This window comes from Mesorhizobium sp. M0590 (assembly GCF_040320905.1).
GTDB lineage: Bacteria > Pseudomonadota > Alphaproteobacteria > Rhizobiales > Rhizobiaceae > Mesorhizobium.
This window is the reverse complement of the sequence record NZ_JAMYQN010000034.1, coordinates 1-24,719: the sequence shown is the minus strand read 5'-3', so window position 1 is coordinate 24,719 and position 24,719 is coordinate 1. Positions and strand designations below refer to the sequence as shown.

Annotated in this window: 21 protein-coding genes and 5 pseudogenes; 22 read left to right on the top strand and 4 right to left on the bottom strand. The window is 59.4% G+C overall.

Features of this window, described 5'->3' with window-relative positions; all coding sequences use genetic code 11:
- Positions 1-768: 768 nt before the first annotated feature.
- The 11 genes and pseudogenes from NKI52_RS30995 to NKI52_RS30945 all read left to right on the top strand — a co-directional run bounded on the left by NKI52_RS30995 (position 769) and on the right by NKI52_RS30945 (position 8,457).
- Complete coding sequence (locus tag NKI52_RS30995) at positions 769-1,530, top strand: class I SAM-dependent methyltransferase (RefSeq protein ID WP_352700687.1); 762 nt, start codon at positions 769-771, stop codon at positions 1,528-1,530.
- Positions 1,531-1,644: 114 nt separating this feature from the next.
- A pseudogene (locus NKI52_RS30990) lies at positions 1,645-1,839 on the top strand (transposase); the annotation flags it as partial.
- 70 nt (positions 1,840-1,909) lie between these two features.
- The gene (blsG, locus tag NKI52_RS30985) at positions 1,910-3,013 is read left to right on the top strand and encodes an arginine 2,3-aminomutase (protein ID WP_352700686.1); all 1,104 of its coding nucleotides are present in this window, start codon (positions 1,910-1,912) and stop codon (positions 3,011-3,013) included.
- 466 nt (positions 3,014-3,479) lie between these two features.
- Complete coding sequence (locus NKI52_RS30980) at positions 3,480-4,370, top strand: dimethylarginine dimethylaminohydrolase family protein (protein WP_352700685.1); 891 nt, start codon at positions 3,480-3,482, stop codon at positions 4,368-4,370.
- The gene (locus NKI52_RS30975; RefSeq protein WP_352700684.1) at positions 4,370-4,708 is read left to right on the top strand and encodes an aminotransferase class III-fold pyridoxal phosphate-dependent enzyme; all 339 of its coding nucleotides are present in this window, start codon (positions 4,370-4,372) and stop codon (positions 4,706-4,708) included. Before NKI52_RS30980 ends, NKI52_RS30975 begins: the two co-directional genes overlap by 1 nt.
- Positions 4,666-5,550, top strand: a complete 885-nt coding sequence (locus NKI52_RS30970; RefSeq protein WP_352700683.1) for an aminotransferase class III-fold pyridoxal phosphate-dependent enzyme — start codon at positions 4,666-4,668, stop codon at positions 5,548-5,550. The genes NKI52_RS30975 and NKI52_RS30970 overlap by 43 nt, the downstream gene beginning before the upstream one ends.
- Positions 5,551-5,634: 84 nt before the next feature.
- Positions 5,635-6,549 (top strand): 3,5-dioxohexanoate:acetyl-CoA acetone transferase, encoded by a 915-nt coding sequence (kce, locus tag NKI52_RS30965; protein WP_352700682.1) that lies wholly within the window; start codon positions 5,635-5,637, stop codon positions 6,547-6,549.
- Between the two features lie 508 nt (positions 6,550-7,057).
- Complete coding sequence (gene tnpB / locus NKI52_RS30960; RefSeq protein WP_352700688.1) at positions 7,058-7,357, top strand: IS66 family insertion sequence element accessory protein TnpB; 300 nt, start codon at positions 7,058-7,060, stop codon at positions 7,355-7,357.
- A gap of 265 nt (positions 7,358-7,622) precedes the next feature.
- Positions 7,623-7,886 (top strand): hypothetical protein, encoded by a 264-nt coding sequence (locus NKI52_RS30955; RefSeq protein WP_352700681.1) that lies wholly within the window; start codon positions 7,623-7,625, stop codon positions 7,884-7,886.
- 102 nt (positions 7,887-7,988) lie between these two features.
- The gene (locus NKI52_RS30950) at positions 7,989-8,225 is read left to right on the top strand and encodes an IS66 family transposase (RefSeq protein WP_352700680.1); all 237 of its coding nucleotides are present in this window, start codon (positions 7,989-7,991) and stop codon (positions 8,223-8,225) included.
- Positions 8,226-8,289: 64 nt separating this feature from the next.
- Entirely contained in the window at positions 8,290-8,457 is a 168-nt protein-coding gene (locus tag NKI52_RS30945; protein WP_352700679.1) for an IS66 family transposase, read from the top strand.
- A 250-nt stretch (positions 8,458-8,707) separates the two neighbouring features.
- Here NKI52_RS30945 and NKI52_RS30940 read toward each other — a convergent pair.
- Positions 8,708-9,221 (bottom strand): annotated as a pseudogene (locus tag NKI52_RS30940) (IS110 family transposase); the annotation flags it as partial.
- 285 nt (positions 9,222-9,506) lie between these two features.
- Here NKI52_RS30940 and NKI52_RS32835 point away from each other — a divergent pair.
- Both NKI52_RS32835 and NKI52_RS30930 read left to right on the top strand, forming a co-directional pair.
- Positions 9,507-9,716, top strand: a complete 210-nt coding sequence (locus NKI52_RS32835) for a hypothetical protein (RefSeq protein ID WP_502897827.1) — start codon at positions 9,507-9,509, stop codon at positions 9,714-9,716.
- A 1,130-nt stretch (positions 9,717-10,846) separates the two neighbouring features.
- On the top strand, positions 10,847-11,023 hold the full coding sequence (locus NKI52_RS30930) for a hypothetical protein (protein WP_352700678.1): 177 nt from the start codon (positions 10,847-10,849) through the stop codon (positions 11,021-11,023).
- Positions 11,024-11,534: 511 nt separating this feature from the next.
- On the opposite strand, the gene NKI52_RS30925 is transcribed toward NKI52_RS30930, so the two are convergent.
- Positions 11,535-12,047, bottom strand: coding sequence for an SUKH-3 domain-containing protein (locus tag NKI52_RS30925; protein WP_352700677.1), 513 nt, complete (start codon positions 12,045-12,047; stop codon positions 11,535-11,537).
- A gap of 93 nt (positions 12,048-12,140) precedes the next feature.
- Between NKI52_RS30925 and NKI52_RS30920 the strand changes: the two genes are divergently transcribed.
- The 4 genes from NKI52_RS30920 (at position 12,141) to asnB (ending at position 17,927) form a co-directional block, all read left to right on the top strand.
- Positions 12,141-12,907, top strand: a protein-coding gene (locus NKI52_RS30920; protein WP_352700676.1) for an IS5 family transposase whose coding sequence is annotated in 2 segments (ribosomal slippage) — positions 12,141-12,485 and positions 12,488-12,907 — 765 coding nt in all. Because the reading frame shifts where the segments join, the coding sequence is not laid out codon by codon here.
- Between the two features lie 290 nt (positions 12,908-13,197).
- On the top strand, positions 13,198-14,571 hold the full coding sequence (locus NKI52_RS30915; RefSeq protein WP_352700675.1) for an MmgE/PrpD family protein: 1,374 nt from the start codon (positions 13,198-13,200) through the stop codon (positions 14,569-14,571).
- 74 nt (positions 14,572-14,645) lie between these two features.
- Positions 14,646-16,019: an aminotransferase family protein gene (locus tag NKI52_RS30910; RefSeq protein ID WP_352700674.1), complete on the top strand. Its 1,374-nt coding sequence runs from the start codon at positions 14,646-14,648 to the stop codon at positions 16,017-16,019.
- Between the two features lie 75 nt (positions 16,020-16,094).
- The gene (gene asnB / locus NKI52_RS30905) at positions 16,095-17,927 is read left to right on the top strand and encodes an asparagine synthase (glutamine-hydrolyzing) (RefSeq protein ID WP_352700673.1); all 1,833 of its coding nucleotides are present in this window, start codon (positions 16,095-16,097) and stop codon (positions 17,925-17,927) included.
- Between the two features lie 387 nt (positions 17,928-18,314).
- On the opposite strand, the pseudogene NKI52_RS30900 reads toward asnB, so the two are convergent.
- Positions 18,315-18,521, bottom strand: a pseudogene (locus NKI52_RS30900) (transposase); the annotation flags it as partial.
- A gap of 199 nt (positions 18,522-18,720) precedes the next feature.
- On the opposite strand from NKI52_RS30900, the gene NKI52_RS30895 reads away from it, so the two are divergent.
- Complete coding sequence (locus NKI52_RS30895; protein ID WP_352700672.1) at positions 18,721-19,935, top strand: NAD(P)/FAD-dependent oxidoreductase; 1,215 nt, start codon at positions 18,721-18,723, stop codon at positions 19,933-19,935.
- Between the two features lie 34 nt (positions 19,936-19,969).
- Entirely contained in the window at positions 19,970-20,302 is a 333-nt protein-coding gene (locus NKI52_RS30890) for a non-heme iron oxygenase ferredoxin subunit (protein WP_352700671.1), read from the top strand.
- Positions 20,303-21,196: 894 nt separating this feature from the next.
- Here the strand turns inward: NKI52_RS30890 and NKI52_RS30885 are convergent.
- A pseudogene (locus NKI52_RS30885) lies at positions 21,197-21,390 on the bottom strand (transposase); the annotation flags it as partial.
- A 139-nt stretch (positions 21,391-21,529) separates the two neighbouring features.
- On the opposite strand from NKI52_RS30885, the gene istA reads away from it, so the two are divergent.
- From istA to NKI52_RS30870, 3 genes and pseudogenes are all read left to right on the top strand, one after another.
- On the top strand, positions 21,530-22,786 hold the full coding sequence (istA, locus tag NKI52_RS30880) for an IS21 family transposase (RefSeq protein ID WP_352700670.1): 1,257 nt from the start codon (positions 21,530-21,532) through the stop codon (positions 22,784-22,786).
- Positions 22,783-23,655 (top strand): IS21-like element helper ATPase IstB, encoded by an 873-nt coding sequence (gene istB, locus NKI52_RS30875; protein ID WP_352700669.1) that lies wholly within the window; start codon positions 22,783-22,785, stop codon positions 23,653-23,655. Before istA ends, istB begins: the two co-directional genes overlap by 4 nt.
- 63 nt (positions 23,656-23,718) lie before the next feature.
- Positions 23,719-24,638: pseudogene (locus tag NKI52_RS30870) on the top strand (IS1380 family transposase); the annotation flags it as partial.
- Positions 24,639-24,719 lie beyond the last annotated feature (81 nt).

Sequence of the window (24,719 nt, the reverse complement as noted above, 5' to 3'; positions counted from 1 at the left end):
ATTGGTCATGGCACTTCCCCTTCCACGGGAATCGGTGATCGCAATGTCACCACCGTGCCATGGCCGCTCGCCCCTCAGAGCAAGCCCCGTTCTCTCTCCAAAACTTTTTGCAGAACCTTCAGCACACTATCCCGCCGCCGGGTGTTGGATGCGACTACGGTCGGGCTATCGCCCTGCCTGCGTCACACCCAACACCCGGCGCAATCGAATGAACGAAACCCGACGGAACGCCACTTATCATTCGCGGGAGAGAACCGGAGCCAGCGCTGTTGAATGTGCGTGAATTCTGCTTACCGCGGGGGAATCCAGGTCTTCGAGTGCGTTCGGCTCTGTCCGGTATCCGACGAATGTCGGACATGCCATATGGCAGTGATAGCGGCCCAATTGTTTTGACGTAATTTTTTCCTTTGGCACGGTCTATGCAGCGTGATCTGCAAACACGTTACGGACTGCGGAGAAATCGAACCAGGATTGCGCTCACCGACAACGGTGTTGTTGCCGCCAAGACCGCGCTTTCACGCGCCAGGGAACCCAGCCAATGCGCGGGGCAGGGAAGAAGTGCCTGCGGCAGGTCCTTCGGCTGATCACATGATGGGAGGAGAAGGGCCATGGAACCGCAGCGATAAGCTCAGAGATACCTCAATGACCCTCGGATGCGAACGGAGCTTAGCGCATCTTCGATCTTGCGAAATGGCACCCCATCGGTGTTGATACGCGAAGTATAGGCATGGTAAATCGTAATAGTGAAGAAATAAGAATGGAAATCACATGGACTACGAGAGCGTCTTGCCAGTTTCATCATCTCAGATTGAAGCTTACTTCAGTGAAGATTACTTGCATTTCAGCGATGTGGTAAATCCGCCCGCGAAAAGCGACCGGGAAGTAGGAGCCATTTGGCGGCTCCTTTCACTTAGCCAAGGCAGCTCAGTTCTTGAACTCGGATGCGGCTATGGGCGGATCACCAACCGATTGGCGGAAAAAGGAGCGCGGGTAACCGGCTTGGACATCTCGCCGGTCCTCATAAGAAAAGCAGAAGCAGATGCGGCTGAACGCAACGTAGAGGTGGAGTATGTGCTTGGGGATATACGGTCCATTCCCTGGCGAGAACGCTTTGACGCGGCCTTTCTGTGGTATACGACGTTTGGCTATTTCGATGAGGCGGATAATGAGAGAGTTCTTCATCAAGCCGCTTCTTCACTTCGAAAAGGGGGGCGCCTGCTGATCGATCAGCTCAACCGCTTCGCTTTGCTACGCGATAAGCGGCCTACCTACGAGGTCGTGCAACGTAATGATGATCTTAGAATAGATACAATAGAATACGACGCGCTTACCGATCGTCGAAATTCCGAGAGGATCGTCGTCCGCAATGGATCCGTTAGACGAACACGTCTTTCTGTCAGGCACTACGGATTTTCTGAATATGTTCGCATGTTGCGAAACGCAGGATTTGAGACTGTTGAAGCTTATGGGCAAGAAGGCAGAGAGTTCGCACCCTGCGGCCCGCGCCTCGTGGTTGTCGCGTGCAAGTAAATGGGCGTTCATGGCATTAGGCGGGATCGCTTTCGAAGAGGCTTTTTAAAAGGTGGCTCCCCGGGAGGCTGTGAGCGTGATTCAGTTTCTCCGGAGAGATTCGGAGAACGAGGCATGCGTAGCGGAGACGAACACTCTGGCGAGTTGTTCAGTTATATTGATCTCGAGGCGCGGGTGCGGCCCCATCACCCGTCGCGCCGCATTCGGGCGATTGTGAACGAGGCGCTGGCGACGTTGGAGCGGGACTTGGCGGCACCGCTGATGGGGCGGCCTTCGATCCTGCCGGAAAAGCTGCTGCGAGCGATGCTGAAATAGCAGTCCCGCTTTGAACAAGCACGCCATCCGAACGTCGGACTGCTGAAACTATGGAGTGTCAACAATGCTATTGACGAAAGAAAACTTCACCGACCCCGTGTGGAACGACTGGAAATTCCATATGCGTAATCTAATCAGGACGAAGGACAAGCTGGCGCAATGGGTCGCCCTAAGCGACCAGGATGTCACAGCGATTGACGCGGTCAAAGGCACCTACCGGTGGATGGTGACTCCCTACTATGCGTCATTAATGTCGAAGACTGACGATCAATGTCCAATTCGCCTGCAAGCTATACCCCGTACGGATGAAATGAATACTGATGTAGGCTCGGATGTTGATCCTGTGGGGGACGCGATATTCATTAAGACGCGACGTGTTATTCACAAATACCCGAACAGGGTCGTTTTCTTGGTTTCAGACACGTGTCCTGTTTATTGCCGTTTTTGTACTAGAAAATACCACACGTCTAACGAGAGGGGCACATACTATAACACGGAGTATGATGCCTCCTACGATTCTGATTTTGAGTACATATTCAGTCATGCTGAAATATCAGACGTCCTGTTGACAGGTGGCGATCCGCTAATACTCAATGACGGAAAGCTTGAGGAAATAATAAGTAGATTGCGATCTATACCGCACGTCAAGATAATCAGAATTGGATCGCGTTGTCCCGTCTTCTTGCCTCAGCGAATTACCGATGAGCTATGCAGCATGCTGGATAAGTATCGGCCCATATGGCTTAGCACGCACTTCAATCACCCGATTGAAGTGTCTGCAGAGGCTGCTGAAGCCTGCGACCGCCTCCTCAGGCGAGGTATTCCCGTGCAAAACCAGACGGTTCTATTGAAGGGCATTAATGACGATCTTGAGACACTGAAGGCGCTCTTTCGCAGGCTAATCGAAATACGGGTGAGGCCGTACTATCTCTACCACTGTGATCGTGTCACTGGCGTTTCCCATTTCGTGACGGGTCTCGAGCAAGGCCAAGAGATTGTCGATGGACTTGTCGGGTTCGAAACGGGTTTTTCCGTTCCGAACTATGTGGTTACTACAAAACTTGGAAAGATCCCCGCTCAAAGACCCTATCTATTTCGGCGCGGCAATCGAATTTATGTGAGGAATTATAACATGGAAGAGGGCGATATAACTGACTACCTCATTTGAATAAGTCTCTTCGCTGCTAACTGAACTATCCCTTCTTAAGCACAAGGGTTGATTTGGTGTGGGATGGGCTGCTTAGGCTACCCTTCCACCAGATTCCGCGAGATCCTATGAGGAGGTGGATAGCGGCCTGCGCTGAACGACCGCCAAGTACTCTTCTTTCAGCCTGCCCTCTATGTAGCGCAACGTCGCTCCTGCGCCGCGATCGCAAGGTGGTATCTCGCGTCATGAAAATCGAACGGCCACTCCGGCGCCTCGCATGGGATCGCCAGAGCTGAGGACTACGCATTTTCGTATGGCTTGGATTCTCGACCAGCGCAATGCTCGCGAACTGAGTCTCTTCAATAGTCGAAGACGGCTAATTCAACATCGGCCTCGCCGACGGACTGACTGCTGAAGCTCCATCCATCGTCTCGGGCCATGACCACCTTCACATAGACCGGCTTTAAACAATCCTTCAGGAGGAAACATGCCGAAGACCAGTCCGCGCCCGGTACGCCAGACAGGCGGCCGGGAGTTCGTGCGTGGCGAACACGGTGTTCTTCAAGAGGTCGCGCTCTGTCGCCCCACCTACTACGACTGGGCCGCCGAGAACGCGATTGTTGAGCAGTCAAAGTCTTCAGGCGCGTCAGTCGACGTGGACGCCGCCATTTCCCAACACCAGGAACTGGTCGCGGCGCTCGAGGGGGAGGGGGTGACATGCCATTTCCTCGAGCCCGATGAACATTTGCCGATGCAGACGTTCGTCCGCGATAGCGGGATCATGACTCCATGGGGCATGCTGATCGCACAGATGGCCCGCCCGGAACGGCGCGGCGAATGGGGCGCTATCGAAGACCTCGCCTCCGATCTTAAGTTGCCCATATGGAAACGCGTTACGGCGGCTCCGGTCGAGGGTGGCGATGTCCAGATCCTGAGAGAAGGGGAGATCATCATCGGTGTGAATGAGGTCCGGACCTTTTCAAAAGGCGCGGACCAGGTCGCGCGCTGGGTCGGGGGCGAGGGCTGGAGTGCGCGCAAGATCCGCGTTCCAGCCCATTTCCTCCATCTCGATGTGCTTTTCAGCGTGCTGAACGAGCGGCTTGCGCTATGCGCAACCGAAATTCTGGATGCTGCTGATGTTGAGTGGCTCTCACACAGGTACGAACTTATCAATGTGGGCTACGGCGATGTGATGCGGATGGGCTGCAACGTTACCGCGCTCGGCAACGACGCTGTCCTATCTGCCAAACAGCAGCCCAAGATCAACGCGCGGATTCGTGCCAACGGATTTAGGGTGCTGGAGCCGGATCTCCAACAGTTCGTGCTCGAAGGTGGCTCGACACATTGTCTAACCATGCCGCTGAGAAGAAGCTTGTGATGCCTACTGCCGCAGGGGCTGTAAAGACTTCAACAACGATTGCCGCAGGCGCATTGCCCAAGGTGTCCCATGGTCAGGGCGGCTATGTCTTCGACGCCGACGGCAAGCAATACATCGATGGCTCCTGGGGGCCTGCTGTTTACAGCATCGGCTACGGCAATGAAGAAGTCATTGCGGCCATTCATGACCAGCTCAATCGCGTGATGCATGGATATCGATACACATTCACCAGCGATCCCCTCGCAGAATTGACGGCCCTCTCAATGCAAAGTGTGTCGGCGACCTTGACACGCTGGTGTTCGTGTCCGGCGGATCCGAGGCCGTGGAGTCGTCGATGAAACTGGCGCTCCAGTATCATACCGGTCGGGGAGAAAAGAGTAGGCGTCGCTTCATTTCCCGTCAGCGCTCGTGGCATGGCAACACGCTCAGCGCGTTCGCGCCGTCTGGCGTAGCTGCGGAGGATGTTGCCGCACACTGCGCAGCCGAACTGGAGGATGCCATTCGGGAGATCAACTCCGAGAACGTCGCCGCCTTTGTCTTTGAGCCCGTCGTAGGCGCCGCCGGTGGGGTCGTGCCTGCGCCACCAGGGTATGCGGCTCACATTCGCGACATATGCGATCGGCATGGCGTCCTCATGGTCGCGGACGAGGTCATGGGCGGAAGCGGGCGCAGCGGCACTTTCCGCGCGCTGGAACATGACAATCTGGTTCCAGACATCATGCCGATAGTGAAGGGGCTGGCAGCCGGATACATTCCGCTGGGAGCCGCCGTTTACAGCCGCAAAGTCGGCGATGTCCTCAGATCGGTTTACGGGGGAGCGCAGACCGGTCATACCTTCAAGGGCCATACCACTGCTTGCGCCGCCGGCGTGGCGGTTCAGAGAAGAATCGAGCGGGAGCGGCTTGTGGAACACGTCTCCGCCAACGGGCCAAAGCTGATTTCCCTGCTACACGAAGCGCTCGACGGGGTAGCGTCGGTCGGCGATATTCGCGGGCGGGGTCACTTCGTTGGCACAGAGTTTGTCGCTGATGCCGCCCACCAGGGCTCCGTTCAGCCCCCGCAGCCTAGCCTTCCTGAGAGTGCGGCGAAGGTCGCTGCAAAATGGCCTCATCTGCTATGCGTTGGGAGGCAATGTGGATGGCGTGGCAGGAGACACGATCATCATCTCTCCCAGGTTTAACGCCACAGACGCGGAACCGACCGAAATCGCCAACAAACTCGGCTTGTCGGTGCGACAGGCTCGTTCTGAGATCGGAGCAGCCTAATGGTCCCTCGCAAAGCCATCGTCACCTGCGCCATCACGGGATCGATCCATACGCCGTCGATGTCACCCTATCTGCCTATCACCGAGGACGACATCGTTTCGCAGGCGCTGGCGGCAGCTGAGGCCGGCGCGGCGATCATTCATCTTCACGTCCGCGACCCGGAGACGGGACGCCCGAGTTCGGATGCGGAAAGGTTTGAACGCGTGGTGGATCGCATTCGCGCGGGTTGCGACGCATTGCTTAGCATCACGACTGGCGGCAGTGCGCAAATGTCGGTGGAACAGAGACTTGAAGCTCCGATCCGGCTCCGGCCTGAACTTTGTTCCCTCAATCTAGGCACCATGAATTTCGCCCTGCACCCGCTGGCATTGAAGGAGCGAGCGTGGAAACACCCATGGGAGAAGCCATTCCTGGAGGCTACCAAGAGCGGCTTCTTCCGAAATACCTTTGCCGACATGGAGAGGACAATTCGAGAACTGGCGGAGCGTTTCGGCACGCGCTTCGAATTTGAAGCCTATGACGTGGGGCATCTCTACAATCTAGCGCATCTTCTGGACCGGGGACTTGTCAAGAGCAAGCCGTTTGTCCAGTTCGTCATGGGAGTCCTTGGGGGGATCGGAGCGGACGCTGACAACCTTTCTTTCATGAAGCAGACAGCGACAAGGCTGTTCGGGGACGATATCGAATGGTCGGCCTTGCCCGCGGGCAGAAGCCAAATGTCCCTTTGCACGATGGCCGCAATCCTGGGGGGCAATGTGCGCGTTGGGCTCGAGGACAACCTCTGGCTTGCACCGGGGCTACTGGCTGAAAGCAATGCGAAGCAGGTGGAGAAGATTACCTGCATACTTTCCGAGTTGCAGATAGGGGTCGCCACGCCATCCGAAGCGCGACGGCGGCTTCAGATTGCCCAATGAATCCTGCGGCTTTAGAGCGACGTCTCGCCATCCGGGATGGTCTGGACCACCACCAAAGCGTTATGCAACGCTTGGGCTCGAGGTCGTGTCGGCAGAGGTGGGATTGGTCAGGAGCATCTACTTCCCAGCGACGGTCACGCAAACCCGCACTGCGTCGTGGGCGGGGGAGTGATCGCTACCGTTCTTAACACTTTGACGGCGTGGGTCTGCGACACGATGTGCGCGCCAGGCGGAGCTTGCGTGACAATCGACCTGAATGTGAATTTTCCGGCCGGTGCGCATCGACGACGGCGGGCTTCTTGTCCATGCAATGATTGTCCATTCTGGATCGCGCATGATGCGGCCGAGTTCGAACGGCCCGTCGCCGATTGCCCGGACCCGGCCGGCAGGATCGTCGTGGCCTTTCCGAGTGGCGCGCGACTGCGGATTGATGGGACTGTCGATCCGCTAGCGCTGCATATCGTCCTGGCGGAGTTGATCAGGTGATCACGGTGGTGCCGCCGACCGGATTTATCTGTGCTGCGGCGCGATCGGTATGCGCTGCGGGATCAACAGCCTGGCGCGGATGGTGCAGCAGGTGCTCGCGCTCGACCCGCACACCGACGCGATCTTCTGCTTCCGTGGACACAAGGATCATATCATCAAGATTCTGGCGCATGACGACCGGGGATTTTGCCTTTTGTTTTGCTGGCCGACCACCAAGGATCAGGTGTCCGTGTCGCTCACCAAGGCGGAGCTTTCGCTGCTTCTGGAGGGGATCGACTGGCGCCGGCCAAGCAAGACTTATCGGCCGCGTTTGGTTGGCTGATTTTGCTCGTTTCTTATTGATTCTGTGTCGACTATGCTTCCGCAACGGAGGTGTTTCGGGTATGTAATTTGGGTGTCGGAGGAGGGCCCCTCAAACATTGATTTCCTTGTCCGGATCGCCTTGCCCGTGACATCGCCATTGCCGAACGGGATGAGCAGCTGCAAAGAGAGCGCGCCGAGGCCGCGCTTCGCATCCAGCGCCTGCAACTACAGATCGATCGCTTCAACCGCAAAGCCTTCGGCCGCTCCTCCGGGAGCTCGGCCAGATGCGGCTCGAACTCGAAGATCTCGAGACCGATTTCGCCGCCAGCGTGCCCGATACCGAGCTGCCTATGGTCGCTGACATCGACAAGGTCCGGGTGTTGAGGGTACGCAAGCTCAATCCCAACTGCAGCGCAAGCGGATCGTTCGCGAGCCCTCTTGCGCATGCTGCCCTGGCTGCGGCGGCGATCTGCGCGCCGTGGGCGAAGATAGCGAGGAGATGCTCGATTCTGGTCGCCCAGGCCTGGCGGGTTATGGAAACTATTTGACCCAAGTACAGCTGCCGGACCTGCGATAAAATCATCCAGGCGCCGGCACCAGCCAAGGCCATTGCACGCGGCAAGCTCAGCTATGCTGCGCTCGCCCATATCATGATGGCCAAGTGGGGTTATCATCTGCCCTTCTACAGTCAGGCACAGATGATGGCCGCCAAGGTCGTCGATATCGAGCGATCCACGCTTGCGCGCAGCGTCGGCTACGCCGCCGCCTTGCTCGATCCGATCTACAATCGCGAGACCGGCCGTGCCCGCACCAAGATCCACCCCGACGACACGCGGCTTCCGATCCTGGCGCCGAGCACCGGCAAGACGCACAAGGGCGCGCTTTGAGTTTACGTCACCGACGACCGCAATTCGGGCTCGCAGGAGCCGCCGATCGCCTGGTATCGCCACCATGGGCCGCGCCGGCAAGAGCGTGATGAGCGAGCTCGCCGGATTTGCCGCCACGCTCCAGGCCGACCGGTTCAGCGGCTACAACCAGCTCTACAAGGGTGGGGCCATTCGAGAAGCTGCCTGCCTGGCCCATCTGCGTCGCAAGATATTCGACGTTCACGACAGCTAACCGACCGAGCTCAGCACGACGGCGATGGCCGGCATCCAGGCATCTACCGGATCGAGGAAGTGATACGGGGGCTCCGCCCGCCGAGCGATTGGCCGCATGACGAATGCGGCCCGACCATTGGTCCGCGCTGCGACGACAGCTCATGCGCCAGGGGAAGGGTTTGTCGCCGCCATGCCGATATCGCGGCCTATCGCGCCAAGCGATGGAGCGAGTTCAACCCCTTCTTCCACGATGGCCAGATCGAGCCCGAATCGATCTCGGGAAAATACAGCGGCAGGTAGTGCGTCAGGATACGGTGCTGGATCTCGGTCTTGGCCCTGGCGATCGCTTCATGTGCCTTCGACAGTTCCTGCACGTCGTTGATGCCGGCCCGCAGCTGGTAGAGCTGCGTCGCCTGGATCCTGAGCATGTGCAGGATCACCTGTGCATCCTTTGGATCGTTCTTGTCCCAGCTATTGTGCAACGCTTCTCGTGTTCGGGCCAGCGCCAGCCACGACACCAGCCGCACCTCAAAACCCGCTTCAGCCAGGCGCCATGCTATCGGCCGGTGATAGTTCCCGGTCGCCTCAAAGGCGCAGACCACAGGGCGGCCGTACGCCTGCAGCACTTGGATCAGATGGTCGTGCTCAGCACGGGTGTTGAGGACTAGACTAAAAGCCGACGCCGGCGCTTGTGGCCTGATGCTTCGATCAGAACTTCATTGCGCACCTTGGCAATGTCGGTGCTACCAGCAACGCGGCGGGTGTAGAATCTGAAGTGGTCATGGTCGGTCTCTCCGGAATGGGTTGTGAACATTCACATTCTAGAGAAACTTTGACTGGCCATGGCCGCCTCGACCGGTGCGCGCCTGCAGCGAAAAGCTGCGCGCACCGCTGTCTCGGCTGCCGCCACTCCTTCATTCCTTAGGTGCTATGGCAGCGAGTTCACCTCGAACGCCATCCTCTCCTGGGCGGATCAGAACCGCGTCTTGCGCCCGGCAAGCCGATGCAGAATGGCTTCATCGAGAGCTTCAACGGCCGAATGCGCGATGAACTGCTCAACGAGACGCTGTGGTCCCCATCGCCCTGTGGCGCGCCGACTACAACACCGCGCGGCCGCATTCCCAAATCGCCTGGCAGACACCGGCCGAGTTCGCCACCACCTTCAATCCGCGACGGTCGCTCGCGCTGCACTATGCCAAAGGCTCCGCGCCAGCGCCCGTCGCTTCACCCGCCCAGCAGGGCACAACCCACGCCGGAAACGAACTCAAAACTGGATAGAAACTGGGGGCAACTTCACAACAACCCTAATCACGGCCTGCTGCTGCCAATCCTGATCTGCTGCGTCGCCAAAAAGGGCAGACCGGTCTCGCCAAGCCCAGGCGGCCCGAGACCGCGCAGTTCATCGAGCATGAGCTCGCTTTGGTCAACCCCGACCAGCTTCGCCTGATCGGGCGCTAACGGACTTGCCCTTCAATACCCCTCAACCGGGGTTCCTTTTGCGCGAAAAAACCAGGTCCCGATTCCGTGGTGATTGACACGAAGCGTCCTTGACGGCCCTGAGCACGGCGCCTGAATCCCAGGTCGAGCGGGCCGAGGCGATCAAAAGCGAAGCAGGTTTGCGGGGCGCACAAGGTGCGCTGCGGCCTTGTATTCGGTGAGCCATACATAGGCTCGACCATGATGAAGACATCCGCATCGACAACCAAGCTCCGGGCGGCGGTCCCTATCTGGAAAGCGGTATTGGACCATGTTATGTAACGGGCGCCCGCCACCTCGGACTCGCTAACAGACCGACGGTCGCTGCTGTGGCATGCGGTTTGACGCGCACGCTTGCGGGCAAGGAACGATCACCGCCATTCGCGTGCGGGTCCGACCGTCGGCGGTGCGCTCCCGGTGCCACGTCACCAAGGCGCTCTCCTTCTGGAAGACAAGAAATTGCCAAGCCAGTGGGACATCCCTTGCGGACCCGGGGCGTTACCGGCACGCGATAGCCCGCGCTCGCGTCGGCGAGCCCCGCTCTCGTCAGGTGATCCAGTAAGTCCGGGATAACGAGCAACAACTCGACGATCGCGCAGATCGCGAAGTAGGATCTCATGTACCGGCATGTCTGCCGTTTCCACGCCGAGACCCATGACGCGCGAAAGCATATGGACCCATGGCGGGGGCGCGGCTGCGCTCCGGATTGGCCTCCGCGAGCCGCTGTAGGCGCTCGCGCTCGATCTCGGCGATCTGCTGTTCAACGAGCCGCAGCCGCGTGATATCGCGGCGCATCTCCGCCAGTGCATTGCCAGGGATCCCGGCGCCCTCCGGAGTGAGTAGCGCCTCGAGACCGACCCGCCGTCTTGCTCAAGGCCGGTTGACGTGATGAAGCCGAGGCGGACAGCGCTGCCTTTATCCCGGTTCACCAGATGGGCGCGCTCGGCGACGAGGCGTTCTCTTGTCGGGCGCTTGGCATCCTCCTCGCTGATTCCCAGTACGGCGGCCATCGTCCAGTGCGCGACCTCTCCTCGAAGCTAACCGAGAAGAACAGGTATCAGAACGGCAATGTCGAGCCGATCAGTCTTGGCGCGGCGGCGGTCACGTGACATGGTGATACTGGTTGCGTGAATCACGTGGGCCTCGATGACGCGGGCCCGCAGCCTTCGGGCAAGCCAAAAGCCGTCCCGTCCCGATTCGTAGGCCACCGCGCGCGATCGTGCGACTAATAGCAAGCGCTTCCTGGAGCCAGCTTTCCAACAGGCGCATCAGATCATTCTCATCTGGCTCGAGCGTCTTCAGAGGACGGCGGTCGACGCCGGGAAGGAGTCAGGCGACGAGTCAGGTGGACTCATCTCTATGACAACGGCGAGGGTCCCATCCGAAGCGAAGGCGACGGTCGAGCGGCCGATGTCGGGTTGCTGCAACATAGCGTGTCTCCATAAGCTATTGAAGGGCACTGGCGTGCAACGACTCTGGTGCTCCTCATAGCGTCTGGAAACGATCGCAGAAACCGCGAAGATTGGCGGGACGGCAAGGCAAACGGTAGCGTGTTCCCGACTAGGCCGTGAACTCATAAATGCGGAATGAGCGAGATAGGGTGGAAAGCAGTCGGCCGCCCTATCCCGTCTTCAGTTCCCCAATGCTCATGATTTGAGGGCTTCCACGCAGAAGCACCTCTCCATACCAAGATACACTCTCATGTGATGGCAGAAGCAGGGGTGATGCCTTTCGGCCTAGCAGGGCGCGCTCCATAGCATCACCAAAAGTGCGCCCCATTAAGCCGATGCCGCTCATCATCGGGGACACCACAAACACTCGGCCCCCACTATCGATATACAGGCTTTGGTGATGGTTGTGAGCTGTGGCAAAGCAAGCCAACTCCGTCTGAAGCAAGTCTCCAATTTCGGCGATTTCTCGGTAGCCTTCATGTGGGGACCAACAGAAGACGACATCGCTCCGGGCGCATTCCATGCCACGGCCGAGCTCGCCGACGTTGAGGCCACCGAACTCGCTGAGAACGGCAGCCACGTGATGACTAGCCGGGACCTCTGGAGACATGGGCACTTTGCGTCCAGGAAACCATCCGGCTGCGGCAAAGATCGGCAAAACAGCGGTCGGCAGAGTTGTCATTCTGAATTTATCGTTGGTAGTTTCAAGCTCCGCAATGGGTTGTTTTCCGACTGGCGGCTTTCATATTGCGGCGCAATCTGATTCAGGCTCCGCATGAGCCGATATGACCTGACCGACTTCGAGTGGCGCGTGATCGAGCCGCTGTTGCCCAACAAGCCGCGAGGCGTTCCGCGCGTCGATGACCGGCGGGTGCTCAACGGCATCTTCTGGGTGCTGCGATCCGGCGCGCCGTGGCGGGATCTGCCCGAGCGCTATGGGCCGCGGACCACCTGCTATAACCGGTTTGTGCGATGGCGGAGAGCAGGCGTCTGGGACCGGCTGATGGATGCCATCAGCGCCGAGCACGATGGGGATATCCAAATGATCGACAGCACTTCCATCCGGGCGCACCAACAGGCTGCGACGGCAAAAAAGGGGGACCAGATCGTTGTCTCGGTCGATCGCGCGGTGGGCTCACGACCAAGATCCACGTCGTCGTCGACGCGCAAGGGCTCCCAATACGGCTCGGCCTGACAGCAGGACAGGCACATGACAGTCAGATCGCTGATCGGCTTCTCGATCATCTTGGCCAACGCACCATTGTGCTGGCCGACAAGGCCTACGACGCCGACCGCATCCGGGAATTGATCCAGGAGCAGGGTGCCACGCCCAACATCCCGGCCAAGAGCAACCGGAAATGGAAGCCCTGCTTCAGCAAGCGGCTCTACCGCGAGCGCAACCTAGTCGAACGCTTCTTCTCCAAGTTGAAGCATTTCCGTCGCGTCTCAACCCGCTATGACAAGCTCGCCGACAACTTCCTCGCCATGGTCCAGCTCGCGTCAATGCGCCTGTGGCTGCGCGTTTATGAGTCTACGACCTAACACTAGATGTCAAACGGGTTTTTCGGGTCGTCCATCGTGCTCCGCACCGGGCGATGTCAGACATGCGACATTTCGCGTAAGGGCTATCATGCTGTTTCGTCACAACTTTCCTACTTGGCACGACATATGCGCTAGTATGCGCAAGCCGTCAATAACGCAAGGCTGATCCGCTGTCGGAACCCCTGGGATTCAAAACTACGCCCTCCAATTGAGCGGACTCACCGGACCGACTAGCGGCATAGTGCAGTTGGCCTACCTTGAGTGGGCTTCGCGGACCAATTGAGAATGATATGATGTCGCTGACACAAGACGTTGCCAATACCGTCGCCAGTCTCACGTATGACGGGCTGCCGGCACATGTCTGCGACAAGGCGAAGCTTCTCATCCTCGATTGTGTTGGCTGCATGATTGCGGGAAGCACTTCGCGCGGGGCCAAGCAGATGACGCTCTGCCTCGGATGCATTGATTCCGGTGGGGTCAGCACGGTTTTCGGCACGTCACTGCACTTCCACCCCGCGAATGCAGCTCATGCCAACGCGCATAGCGCCAGCATGTTGAGCCTCGACGATTCCTACGTCCTTTTCGGCCATCCAGGCGCGTCGATTATACCGGCCGCCCTCGCCGTCGCCGAAGACGTCGGCAACTCGGGCAAGGAGCTGCTCGCAGCGATTGTCGGCGGCTATGAAATGTCGCTGCGCCTTGGCACCGCCATGCGGCCCAGCGAAGATCGCGACCGCCAAGTCAAGGGGCTTGCCAGCTGGCAGATCTTCGGCGCCTGCACCGCCGCAAGCCTGTTGCACCGATTCAGCGACGAGCAGATCGCGGATGCGTATGGGCTGATCCCGATGCACGCTCAGTTACCCTTCTTGCGCAAGTTCCACTCGCGGCCAATGAGCCTTTTGAAGAACAACTACGGATGGGCAAACAAGGGCGCCATCACGGCAGTGGACCTTGTGCGTGCCGGTTTCCATGGCAATCGCACGATCTTCGATGGTGACGACGGGTTCTGGGCGATGGCCGGGTCTGACCGCTTCGAACCTCGAGACATGCTCGATCGGTGGGGAGAGCGCTATTTCATCCTCGAGACCGGCTTCAAGCCGTTTGGCGTCTGCCGCTGGATCCACACGGCGGTTGACTGCTTGCGCGCGTTGCTGACTCGCCACGGTTTTGGTCGCGCCGACGTCAACGGCATCCACGTTGAGACGGTCAGCGATTTCGTCCGCGACTTCAACGGACCTTGGCCGCAATCAACCGCGGAGGCCGCGTTCCATATCCCGTATGCGCTCGCCCTTGAACTCCACGACAAGTCCTCCACGGCGGGTCTGCGCGAAGAGGATCTGACTGACGAGGCTCTCAAACAAACCGCGTCCCGAACAAGTCTTTCACCCCTCGCCGGCGCCGATGAGAAGTTCTATGCGAAAAAGCTTCTGCCTGCCCGTGTCAATGTGACCCTCCGGAACGGCGAAACCCTTTCCGAACAAGCTGAGATTCCAACTGGCGCCCCCGGCGGGCCGGCTTTCGGGCCGGGAGAGGTGGAAGCCAAGTTCCTTACTCTCGCAAGCCCCATTCTCGGCGAGGCCAATGCCGTACGTTTGAAGGAAGCTCTCCTCGAACTGGAGGCTCTTTCCGTCCGCGAGGCACTTAAATCATGCGTCGTGGCGTGAGCGTCACGCATACGTGCGGCGCCGGTAATAGTCCGGGCTCCGCTTCCGAAACAACCAGCAAATAAGGCAGCAAGATGCCCACACAGAGCACGCAACCCAAACCCGTTCAAAAAGACTCTTCTGGAGGGGCCTTCTACGCCGGTCGCGGCGCCACCAAAACGCAGACGGTTTCGCATGCCAAAGGCATCTTCTTCTGGGACACCGACGGCAAGCGCTATCTCGACGGGTCGTCCGGCGCAGTCGCCGCCAACATCGGCCATGGGAATGAGCGGGTACGTGACGCCATGATCGAACAAGCGAAGCGCTTTAGCTATGTCGTCCGCACGGCGTTCACCAGCGAGGCGACCGAAACGCTATCCAGGATGATCGCGCAGCTTGCGGGTCCGGGATTTGACCAGACTTTTCTTGTCTCCGGCGGTTCGGAGGCCATCGAATCGACCCTCAAGCTTGCACGCCAATACGCCGTCGTCACGGGTCAACCGAAGCGCTCGAAGATCCTTGCGCGCATGCCGGGCTATCACGGCTCGACACTCGGCGCCGCTGCGGTCACCGGCGATCCGGATCGGGACCAGATGTTCGGCCCGATCATGCGGATAATGCCCAAGGTTCCGGCACCATTGAGATATCGCATCCCCGAGGGCTACGACGTCGACTCTTATGCCGACCACTGCGCGGACGAACTCGAAAGGCGGATCGTCGCGGAAGGTGAGGACACTGTTCTAGCTTTCATAATGGAACCGGTTGGCGGCGTCGCCACGGGCGCATTGGTCGCACCAAACAGTTATTATTCCAAGGTCCGGAAAATTTGCGACCGCTACGGCATTCTGCTGATCTTCGACGAAGTGATGTGTGGTGCCGGCAGAACTGGAACCTTCCTGGCCGCCCATCACTGGCCGGACGCCCTGCCCGATCTCGTCGCCTGCGCGAAGGGCTTGAGCGCCGGCTACACGCCGCTTGGCGCGATGATCGCCCCCAACAGGATCGTCGACAAGGTTGTCGAATCTGGTGGCTTTTTGCATGGCCACACCTATTCGGGAAATCCCCTTTCTTCAGCGATCGGAGTCGCGGTTCTCAGTGAGTTGCTGAACCAGAATCTGATGGATAATGCTCAACGCATGGGCTCCATTCTTCGGCAAGAGCTAAACGCATTGAAGGACCGAAGCACAACTATTGGCGATGTGCGCGGCATGGGGCTTTTGAACGCAGTTGAGATCGTCCAGGACAAAGCCACCAAGGCAATTTTCCGCGCCTCCAGGCAGGCGTCTTACCGCGTCTCCGAGATCGCCCGCGATCTTGGCCTCCATATCTATTCGCGCCGCGCGGCGAGCGGCAAGTTCGGGGAATGGTTCATGGCGGCTCCGCCGCTCATCATAACCGAGCCGGAAGTCGAACTCTTCATGGAGCTTCTGACAGAGACGTTCCGTGTCTTTGAGCGCGAGATCCGATGAAGCCCGCTCGTTGACGTGGTGCGGTGTCCCGTGGCCCGAAGTTGCGCGACAGTTACCAAAGGAAGGAGCCAAAATATGTGCGGCATCTGTGGATGGATTGATTTCGATCGTGACTTAGGGGCTCCCGACGCGCGAAGGGAACTTGCCGACATGACGGCCACCATGGCCTATCGTGGTCCGGACGACGAGGGCACTTGGATCGACGGTCCTGCGGCGCTGGGACACCGCCGCCTGGCGATCATCGATATCCAGGGCGGTCGCCAGCCGATGACGCATCAGGAAAACGGCCGACCGACGTTGGTGCTCATCTACACGGGCGAAACTTACAATTACCGCGAGCTGCGTCAACGGCTTGCCGCCCTGGGCCATCGGTTCGACACGAGCAGTGACACCGAGGTGGTGCTGCGCGCCCACCGCGAGTGGGGCCACTGCGACCCCCGCAGCGCCGTGGGCGAACTCAACGGGATGTTTGCCTACGCACTCTGGGACACCGCCAAGCGCGAACTGCTTCTCATACGCGACCGGCTCGGCATCAAGCCGCTTTACTACTACCCGACCGAGCACGGAGTGCTATTCGGCTCCGAGCCAAAGGCGATCCTCGCCAATAGTCTCGTGGAACCGGCCATGGACGCCGACGGGCTTCGGCGCACACTATGCTACTTCGCCGACCCGGACAGCACCGCGTTCCGCGGCATGCGTGAGGTACGGCCCGGCCACATCGTCCGCGTGACCTGCGACGGCATCAAGGAGATGAGCTACTGGCATCTCAGCGACAGCGGGCACACCGACGACGTGCCTACCACCGTTAGGCGCGTCCGCGAGTTGCTCGAGGACACGATCCAGCGGCAGCTCGTCGCCGACGTGCCGTTGTGCACATTGTTGTCGGGCGGGCTTGATTCCTCGGCCATGACCGCACTGGCCGTGCGCTTCAGCGACGAACGGATCCGGTCCTTCGCCGTCGACTTCGTCGGCTACACCGACAACTTTACCCCCGGCCCGGGGCACACCACACCCGACGGGCCGTATGTGCAGGATGTCGCGAAGTTCGTTGGTACCGACCATGCGGACATCACGTTGTCCGCAGACGAACTCATGGACCCGAACGTGCGTGCCGCCACTCTCCACGCTCGCGATCTGCCGTTGACCATGGGCGACCTGGATAGCTCGCTCTACCTTCTGTTCCGGGCGGTCAGGCAACGCTCGACGGTGGCCCTGTCGGGGGAGGCGGCCGACGAGCTTTTTGGCGGCTACAGGTTTTTCAACGATCCTGCGCGCGTTCAGGCCGACAGGTTTCCCTGGTTCGAAGTCAGCGACGGCGTCGCGTTGCAGTCCCTAGACCTCGGCCTCGTCGAGAAACTCGACCTCCCCAGCTACCTCGACGAGCAGTACCGAAGGGCACTTGCGGAAGTACCCGCCCTGACCGGGCCGGCCTCGGCCGATCCGCACGAGCGTCGCATGCGCGAGATCTGCTATCTCTTCCTCACGCGTTACCTGCCGCCGCTGCTTGACCGCAAGGACCGGCTGAGCATGGCTTTGGGTCTCGAGGTGCGGGTCCCCTACTGCGACCACCGCCTCGTTGAGTACGTGTTCGGCACCCCATGGGCCCACAAGACATTCGACAGGCGCGAGAAGAGCCTGCTGCGGGCCGCCACCGCGGACCTGCTCCCGCTGTCGGTGGTGCAGCGAGTGAAGAGCGCGTATCCGGCTATCCAAGATCCCACCTACGACAGAATGCTGCGCGCCCGGTTCACCGCGCTCCTGAATGACCGCAATGCGGCAGTGGCACCGCTGCTGTCCGTCGACGGCTCCCGCGCGCTGCTCAATGCGGCCGACAACCTCAGGGGGGTGGAGCAAATCCTGACCTTGCAGGATTTCCTGACCGATTACAACGTTAGCCTCACGATCTGAAACAGCGGAAGCACACAAGGTATCCAATACGGAACATTTCCAGTACTGGCGGAACTGTTCACTCATGAATTCGCAGCAGGGGAGAGCAGTGAAATGTCACAAGCGATCTGCCGTGAATGGTATCTCACGACGGGGCGCTTCCGAGGTTCAGAAATCGGACGTAGTGGCGGCTCCTGGCGACGGCACCACCCACGCGACGGTTCTGAAGCCGAATCCGCACGCCGTCCGTGAACCGCGGCGCCCGCCGGTAGCAACTGGGTCTCACCGTCGCTGATCTTGCCTCAGCCTCCCACATCCCACTCGGCATGTTCGTCCAAGATCGAGAACGGCAACACATCGCCGTCACTGACGACGCTCAAGGTTCTCTCCTGCGTGTTATACCAGCGGTCATGATGATTGACCGACGACATGCGCCCACCGCCTCATTCCGATTGACGTGATGGTTTCTGGATAGGCGAGGAGTTTCTGCCAGGCCTCGCACGCCGCCTCGATGATGGCGTCGTAGGTTTCGAAGACTCGGTTTGAGAGCCAGTTGGCGCGCAGGTATTGCCACAGGTTTTCCACCGGGTTCAGTTCGGGGGATCGCGACGGCACGCCACCAGACAAAAGGGAGGAGAAGTCGAGATCGCGCCGCACGTGATACCGGCGCATTGCCCGATCTGTACTAATGAAATTAGCCATTTTCTGCTTGTGGCATGACAGCGAAACTTATGTTGGGATCGCACCTATTCGATTCAAGCGCTTCCGAGCAGCTGAGCGAGCAGCGATAGGAAGCTGCGCAGAAAGGCCCAAAATGAAACGCTACGTAATTGTTGGAAGCGGACTGGCAGGTCATCGGGCCGCAATCGCTCTCCGAAACTTCGATCCTGGCAGCCGTATTCATATATTTGGCGAGGAGCCTCACCTTCCTTACGACCGTCCTCCCCTTACGAAAGACTTCCTCCTCGGGAAGGTAGAGGAGGCGCAGCTCACGTTTAGTGATGTTCAAACCTATGAGATGGTGGACATTCAACATCACCAGGCCACGAGAATCGTCGCCATCGACCGCGACCAACGTTGCATCATGACGGATCGCAATGAGGTATTTGAGTATGACAGGCTTTTACTTGCGACTGGTTCGCGTCCGCGACGTTTGCCCGAAATTGACGACGCGCGAGCGATTTACCTACGAACCATAGATGACGCCGTCAGGCTACGTTCGGTTCTCGATCCCGGCCGGCGCATTGGGATTATTGGTGCGGGATTTGTCGGATTGGAAGTTGCGGCAGCTGCGCGGGAGCGCGGATGCGAAGTATGTGTCATCGAATCGGCCGGTTCAGTTTTGTCTCGTGGACTGCCGCCACTGGTGAGCAATGCAATACAACGGCTTCACTCATCCCGCGGCGTCGAGATCGTTTGCGGACAGACGGCCAAAGGCATCGAGTGGACCCGGCGGGGGCCGATAAACATTGAACTCTCCCATCGAGTTTTTACGGCGGATGCGGTGGTTGTGGGAGTAGGCGTAATCCCGAACACAGAATTGGCTGCCGCTGCGGGCCTGGAGGTAAACAACGGGATCGTTGTCAATCGCCACTTGCGGACGGTAGATCCAGCAATTTTCGCAGCGGGCGAGGTGACCAAGCACCCGGTGGGCAAAGCTGGCACCCTGCTCCGCCTCGAATCCTGGAATGTCGCGCACAAGCAACCTCTTATCGCTGCCGCGGGCATGACCGGCCGCGATTTTATCTATGACGAAATTCCCTGGCTTTGGTCGGACCAATTCGGCCACAATCTTCAGATACTCGGCGACGTTGCCGACACCGAGGAGTTCCTTCTGCGCGGGCATCTAGACTCGGAACAGTGGACGCTAATAGCTCTGAATCTGGCGGCGGAACCGATCGGCGCTGTCGCACTCAACAGAGGCAGGGACATCTCGATGATGCGAAGAGTTCTCAAGAACGGAGGCAACCTGCCGTTGGATGTGACCTCAAGCTCTCGTCCCGTTAGCGCGAAGATCGCCGCCGCCTAGGGCCCTATAACCATTAGAGGAAGCGCTGAGGTTGATGACGGAGGATCACAACTGCAGATGGGTTTCTGTGCTCCCAGCGGAACAACTGTCCGTTGGTCAGATGATCGGGGTCGAGATCGACGGACGGCGCATTGCAATATTCAATGTGGAAGGCGGATTTTACGCGACCGATAACATCTGCACGCATGCTTTCGCTATTCTATCGGATGGTTGGTTCGAAGGGAACGTCATCGAGTGCCCCTTGCATGGGGGCAAATTTGATGTGTGTTCTGGAAGGGTTCTGGGAGAACCCGTGGAACGGGATCTCGGAACTTACCCTACGAGGTTGGTCGGCGGGGAGATTCAAATCGCATTACCCTCGGCGTGATCTTTACGGTGGCAAGATGGTCAACAAGGTCCCCGCAGCTCTTCGGCAATCCACAGTTCCTCAGTTCCGTATTGGAGGGAGGATAAGTAAGATAAGTATCGCCCGCTTCCCCTCGACAGAGGACGGGCGGACATCCTGCACAAATCGAGGCCAAGCGGTCGTGCCACCCTGTGCGCCTACTGACCGCGAAGCAAATAATGGTTCATTGACATTAATCTTAGTGCATACGTTCAATACGACCCCAGCGGCCCGAGCAGACTTGTTAGTCGGCCGTGAACAATGAGAGGGATCAGGCTTCGATTTCCTTCGGCTGACTTTGGAGGGCGGCTATGAGAAGCCACAAAAGAGCATTCAGCCACCTGAGCACGAGGGAGCGCCATGATCTGCTCCTCGCCCATGCGGCTGCGCCAGCGCGTCATCGACGAGCGGTCGAACGGCAGCGCATGGCAGAAGTGCGCATTTCGCAAAAGATCCCATGGGCTGGATGACGGCCGGTCTTTTTGAACGATGAGGTCGTCTCAACTCCTTCTGAAATCACCCATGCATATGACTACACGACCCTCACAACCGACCATCCACACTGATCTTGGCGCAATTTTCGTTTCGATGGAACTCAGTCGTTCGAGCTGGCTTATGACGTCATTGTCGCCGGGGAACGGCTAGAAGATGTTGAAGCATTCCGTGCCGGCTGGTGACCTAGCCTGAATATCTCACCAAAAGAAGTGCATCGGCCCCGAGAATACTGCTTTTGCAACAAAGAGTTATCAGTTTCAGGAACGGGGTCCGATGCAGACACACTGTATTTCCGAGCGGCTTGAATTTGAAGGCTTCGACGGCCACAAAGTTGTGGCTGGCTTCGACGGCGGAGCCACTACCTCAGACGCGGGCGCCTTGCTGAAGCGTGTCGTGGTCGTCGATGTCCTCGTATCCCAGCGCGATCGCTGCGATGCGTTGCCCGACCAGCGTGAAGACGGCGCTGTGAACCGTGAGATCCTGATTGCGTAATCGACGAAGCACGAGGCCACCCGGTCGAACAGCCCTATGGCCTGATCTACGTGACGCAGAAGCCACGCCCCGGCGCTTGTCGATGCCGGCTCAATACTCCCCAGAAGTGCCGTTTGAATCTTCCCCAGTATAGCGCTGCCGCCGGTCTTCCGGAGCGCGCTCCGGGAGACCGGCGGCGCGTAATCGTTGATGCTTCTCCTGATGGTCGGGAGAGGGATTTCGGTGATCAAGATCGGGGAGATGATGATGATACTGGATTTGCATCGGCAGGGCCTGTCGGTGTCGGCGATCGCCAGGGAGAGCGGGATCGACCGCAAGACGGTGCGCAAATACATTGAGCGCGGGCTCGAGGCTCCGGCCTACGGACCGCGCAAGCCGCGTCAGGCGGTGATCGATCCCTTCACGGCCTATCTTCGCGAACGCGTCACGCGATATCCCGGACTCACCGGCAGCCGGCTTTTCCGGGAACTGAAGGACCTCGGCTATGGCGGCGGCTACACGGCCGTCACCGACTTCCTGCGCGACGTCCGTCCTGCCGCGGCGGAGCGTGGATACGAGGTTCGCTTCGAGACCCCGCCCGGCGAGCAGGCGCAGGTCGACTTCGCCCAGTTCAATGTCGTCTTTACCGATGAGCCGACCACGCCGAGAATCGTCTGGCTATTCTCCATGGTGCTTGGCTTCAGTCGCCTTATCTGGGCACGCTTCGTCGTCCACCAGGATCTGCCGACTGTCTTGCGCTGCCATGCTGGGGCTTTCGAGGCGCTGGGCGGCGCTCCTCGCGAAGTGCTTTACGACCGTATGAAGACGGCTGTGATCGGCGAAGGCGATACCGGCGGCATCGTCTACAACCGTGTCGATCTTGCCCGCCACTATGGTTTCCATCCCAAGGCCTGCCGGCCTTACCGCGCCAAAACAAAAGGCAAGGTCGAGCGACCGTTCCGCTACATTCGCGAGGACTTCTTCCTGGCCCGGTCCTTTCGCAACCTCGAAGACTTGAATGCGCAGTTGCGTCACTGGCTGGACACGGTCGCAAACCCGAGAGTTCACGCAACCACACGGCGTGTCGTCAACGAAGCTTTTGCCGAGGAGCGGGCAGCGCTCCGGCCGCTGCCGTTGGCTCCGTTCCGATCGGTCCTGAAGCTCGAGCGACGCATCAGCCGGGAGGGCATGGTTAGCGTTGGCGGCAATTTCTATAGCGTGCCCAACGCCACCAGGCGCCGTGTCGTCGAGGTGCACACTCTGGCCGAAGAGGTACGCATCTTCGAGGACGGCGCACTGATTGCCATCCATCCCATTCTAGAAGGTCGGCACCAGCGTCATGTCGAGCCCGGGCATCGCAACATCCACGTCCACAAGCGCCGACAAAGACTGAGGAACGACGAGGTCATCCTTCATGGCTCAGGCGACAGGGTCGCTCAGCGCCCGTTGGCCTTCTACGATGCCGTCGCCCGGGTGATGGCGAAGGAGCAGCGTCCATGACGAATGCGCTCGATACCACGCCATCCACAATCGACCGGATCCGCCACGATCTCGTCGGCCTGAAGATGCCACGAGCGCTCGAAGCGCTCGATCATATCGTGCGCCGGCTCGAGCAAGGCGAGATCGCCGCCCTCGAAGCCATGGACATCCTCCTTTCGGAAGAGTTGACCCTCCGCGAGAACAGCCGGATCAAGACGGCACTGCGCATGGGGCGTCTGGCCACGATCAAGACACTCGCCGGCTTCGACTTCTCTTTCCAGCCCTCGCTCGACCGAGATCGAATCTTCACGCTCGCCCAACTCGGCTTCGTCGCCCGCTGCGAGGTCGTCCACTTCCTCGGCCCACCCGGCACAGGCAAGAGCCATCTGGCCATCGCACTTGCCGTCGAGGCTGTGAAGGCTGGAAAGAGCGTCTATTTCTGCACGCTCGCCGAACTCATCGCCGCAGTGGCAAGGGCCGAACGCGAAGCCCGCCTGCAGGAACGCATCCGCTTCTTCTGCCGGCCTGCTCTGCTCGTTGTCGACGAGATCGGCTACCTGCCCGTCATCCACGGTGGCGGCAATCTGTTCTTCCAGCTCGTCAACGCCCGCTATGAGAAGGGCGCCATGATTCTCACCTCAAACCGCGGCTTCGCCGAATGGGGCGAGGTCTTCGGCGATCCTGTCGTCGCAACCGCACTTCTCGATCGCCTGCTTCATCATGCGGTCGTCGTCCAGATCGAAGGATCGAGCTATCGGCTCCGACAACACGCCGAGCTCATGCCCGAACACCTGCGATCAAAAGCCTCCATCACGCCGCCGACGCTCAACGCACCATCACGATCGCGCGGCCGGCCGCCGAAAAATGGACACCCTTCCGCAACAGCCTGAGCGGCGAAACTGGGGAATTTTACTTCGGCACTTTTGGGGAAAATTCGAGCGGCATTGACAGCGCTCGCGCTTGTGTCGGAACGCCTGACGCCGAAGCGAGAAGATTGTGCGGTGTTTGCTGGCAAGTCGACGCTGAACCGGCTGGAGCACGGCCGGGTGGGGGAGCCGACGCGCTATCACAAGATCAGTTACACAAGGTCGCGTTGGAGGCCTCGTTCGTGGACCTGTTCCTGGAAGACCACGACAAGCCGCCGGCCGAGATCGTGCTCGATCTCGACGCCAGGATGATCCGCTGCACGGCCGGCAGGCAGGCAGGTTCTTCCACGGCTACTACAACTGCTCCTGCTACCTGCCGCTCTACATCTTCTGCGACCGGCACCTGCTGGCGGCAAAGCTCAGGCGTTCCAACATCGATACCAGCAAAGGAGCGGTCGAGGAGGTTGAGCGGATCGTGACGCGCAAAACCCGGCATAGGGTCCACATCATCATCCTACGCGCTGATTCCGGTTTTGCGCGCGAGGAACTGATGGCCTGGTGCGAGTCAACCGCGTCGACTACATCTTCGGGCTCGCCCGCAACGAACGGCTGGAAACCAAGATCGCCCCGGCCCTCGAGGAAGCCTGTCTGGTCTCCAGGAAAAGCGGCCAGGCCGCCCGGGTCTTCCGCGACTTCAGGTGGTCGACAAAAGACAGCTGGTCACGCCGCAGGCGGGTCGTGGCCAAGGCCGAATGGAGACGCAGGGCGCCAATCCGCGCTTCATCGTGACGTCACTCAAGCCGGAGCGCTGGGCGGCACGGGCGCTTTACGAGGAGCTCTACTGCGCCCGCGGCGACATGGAGAACCGGATCATGGAATGTCAGCTCGACCTCTACGCCGATCATACTAGTGCCAACACCATGCGCGCCAATCAGCTGCGGCTGTGGTTCGCCTCGTTTGCGTGTGTCCTGATCTGCGCCTTGCGTCGCCTGAGTCTTGCCCATACCCTGTCGAGCCGGATTGAGGATCGCGTTGACGGAGGAGTAGGCGATCGCGTTGATCAGCAGCGCCCGCTCGCAAGCTGCCTC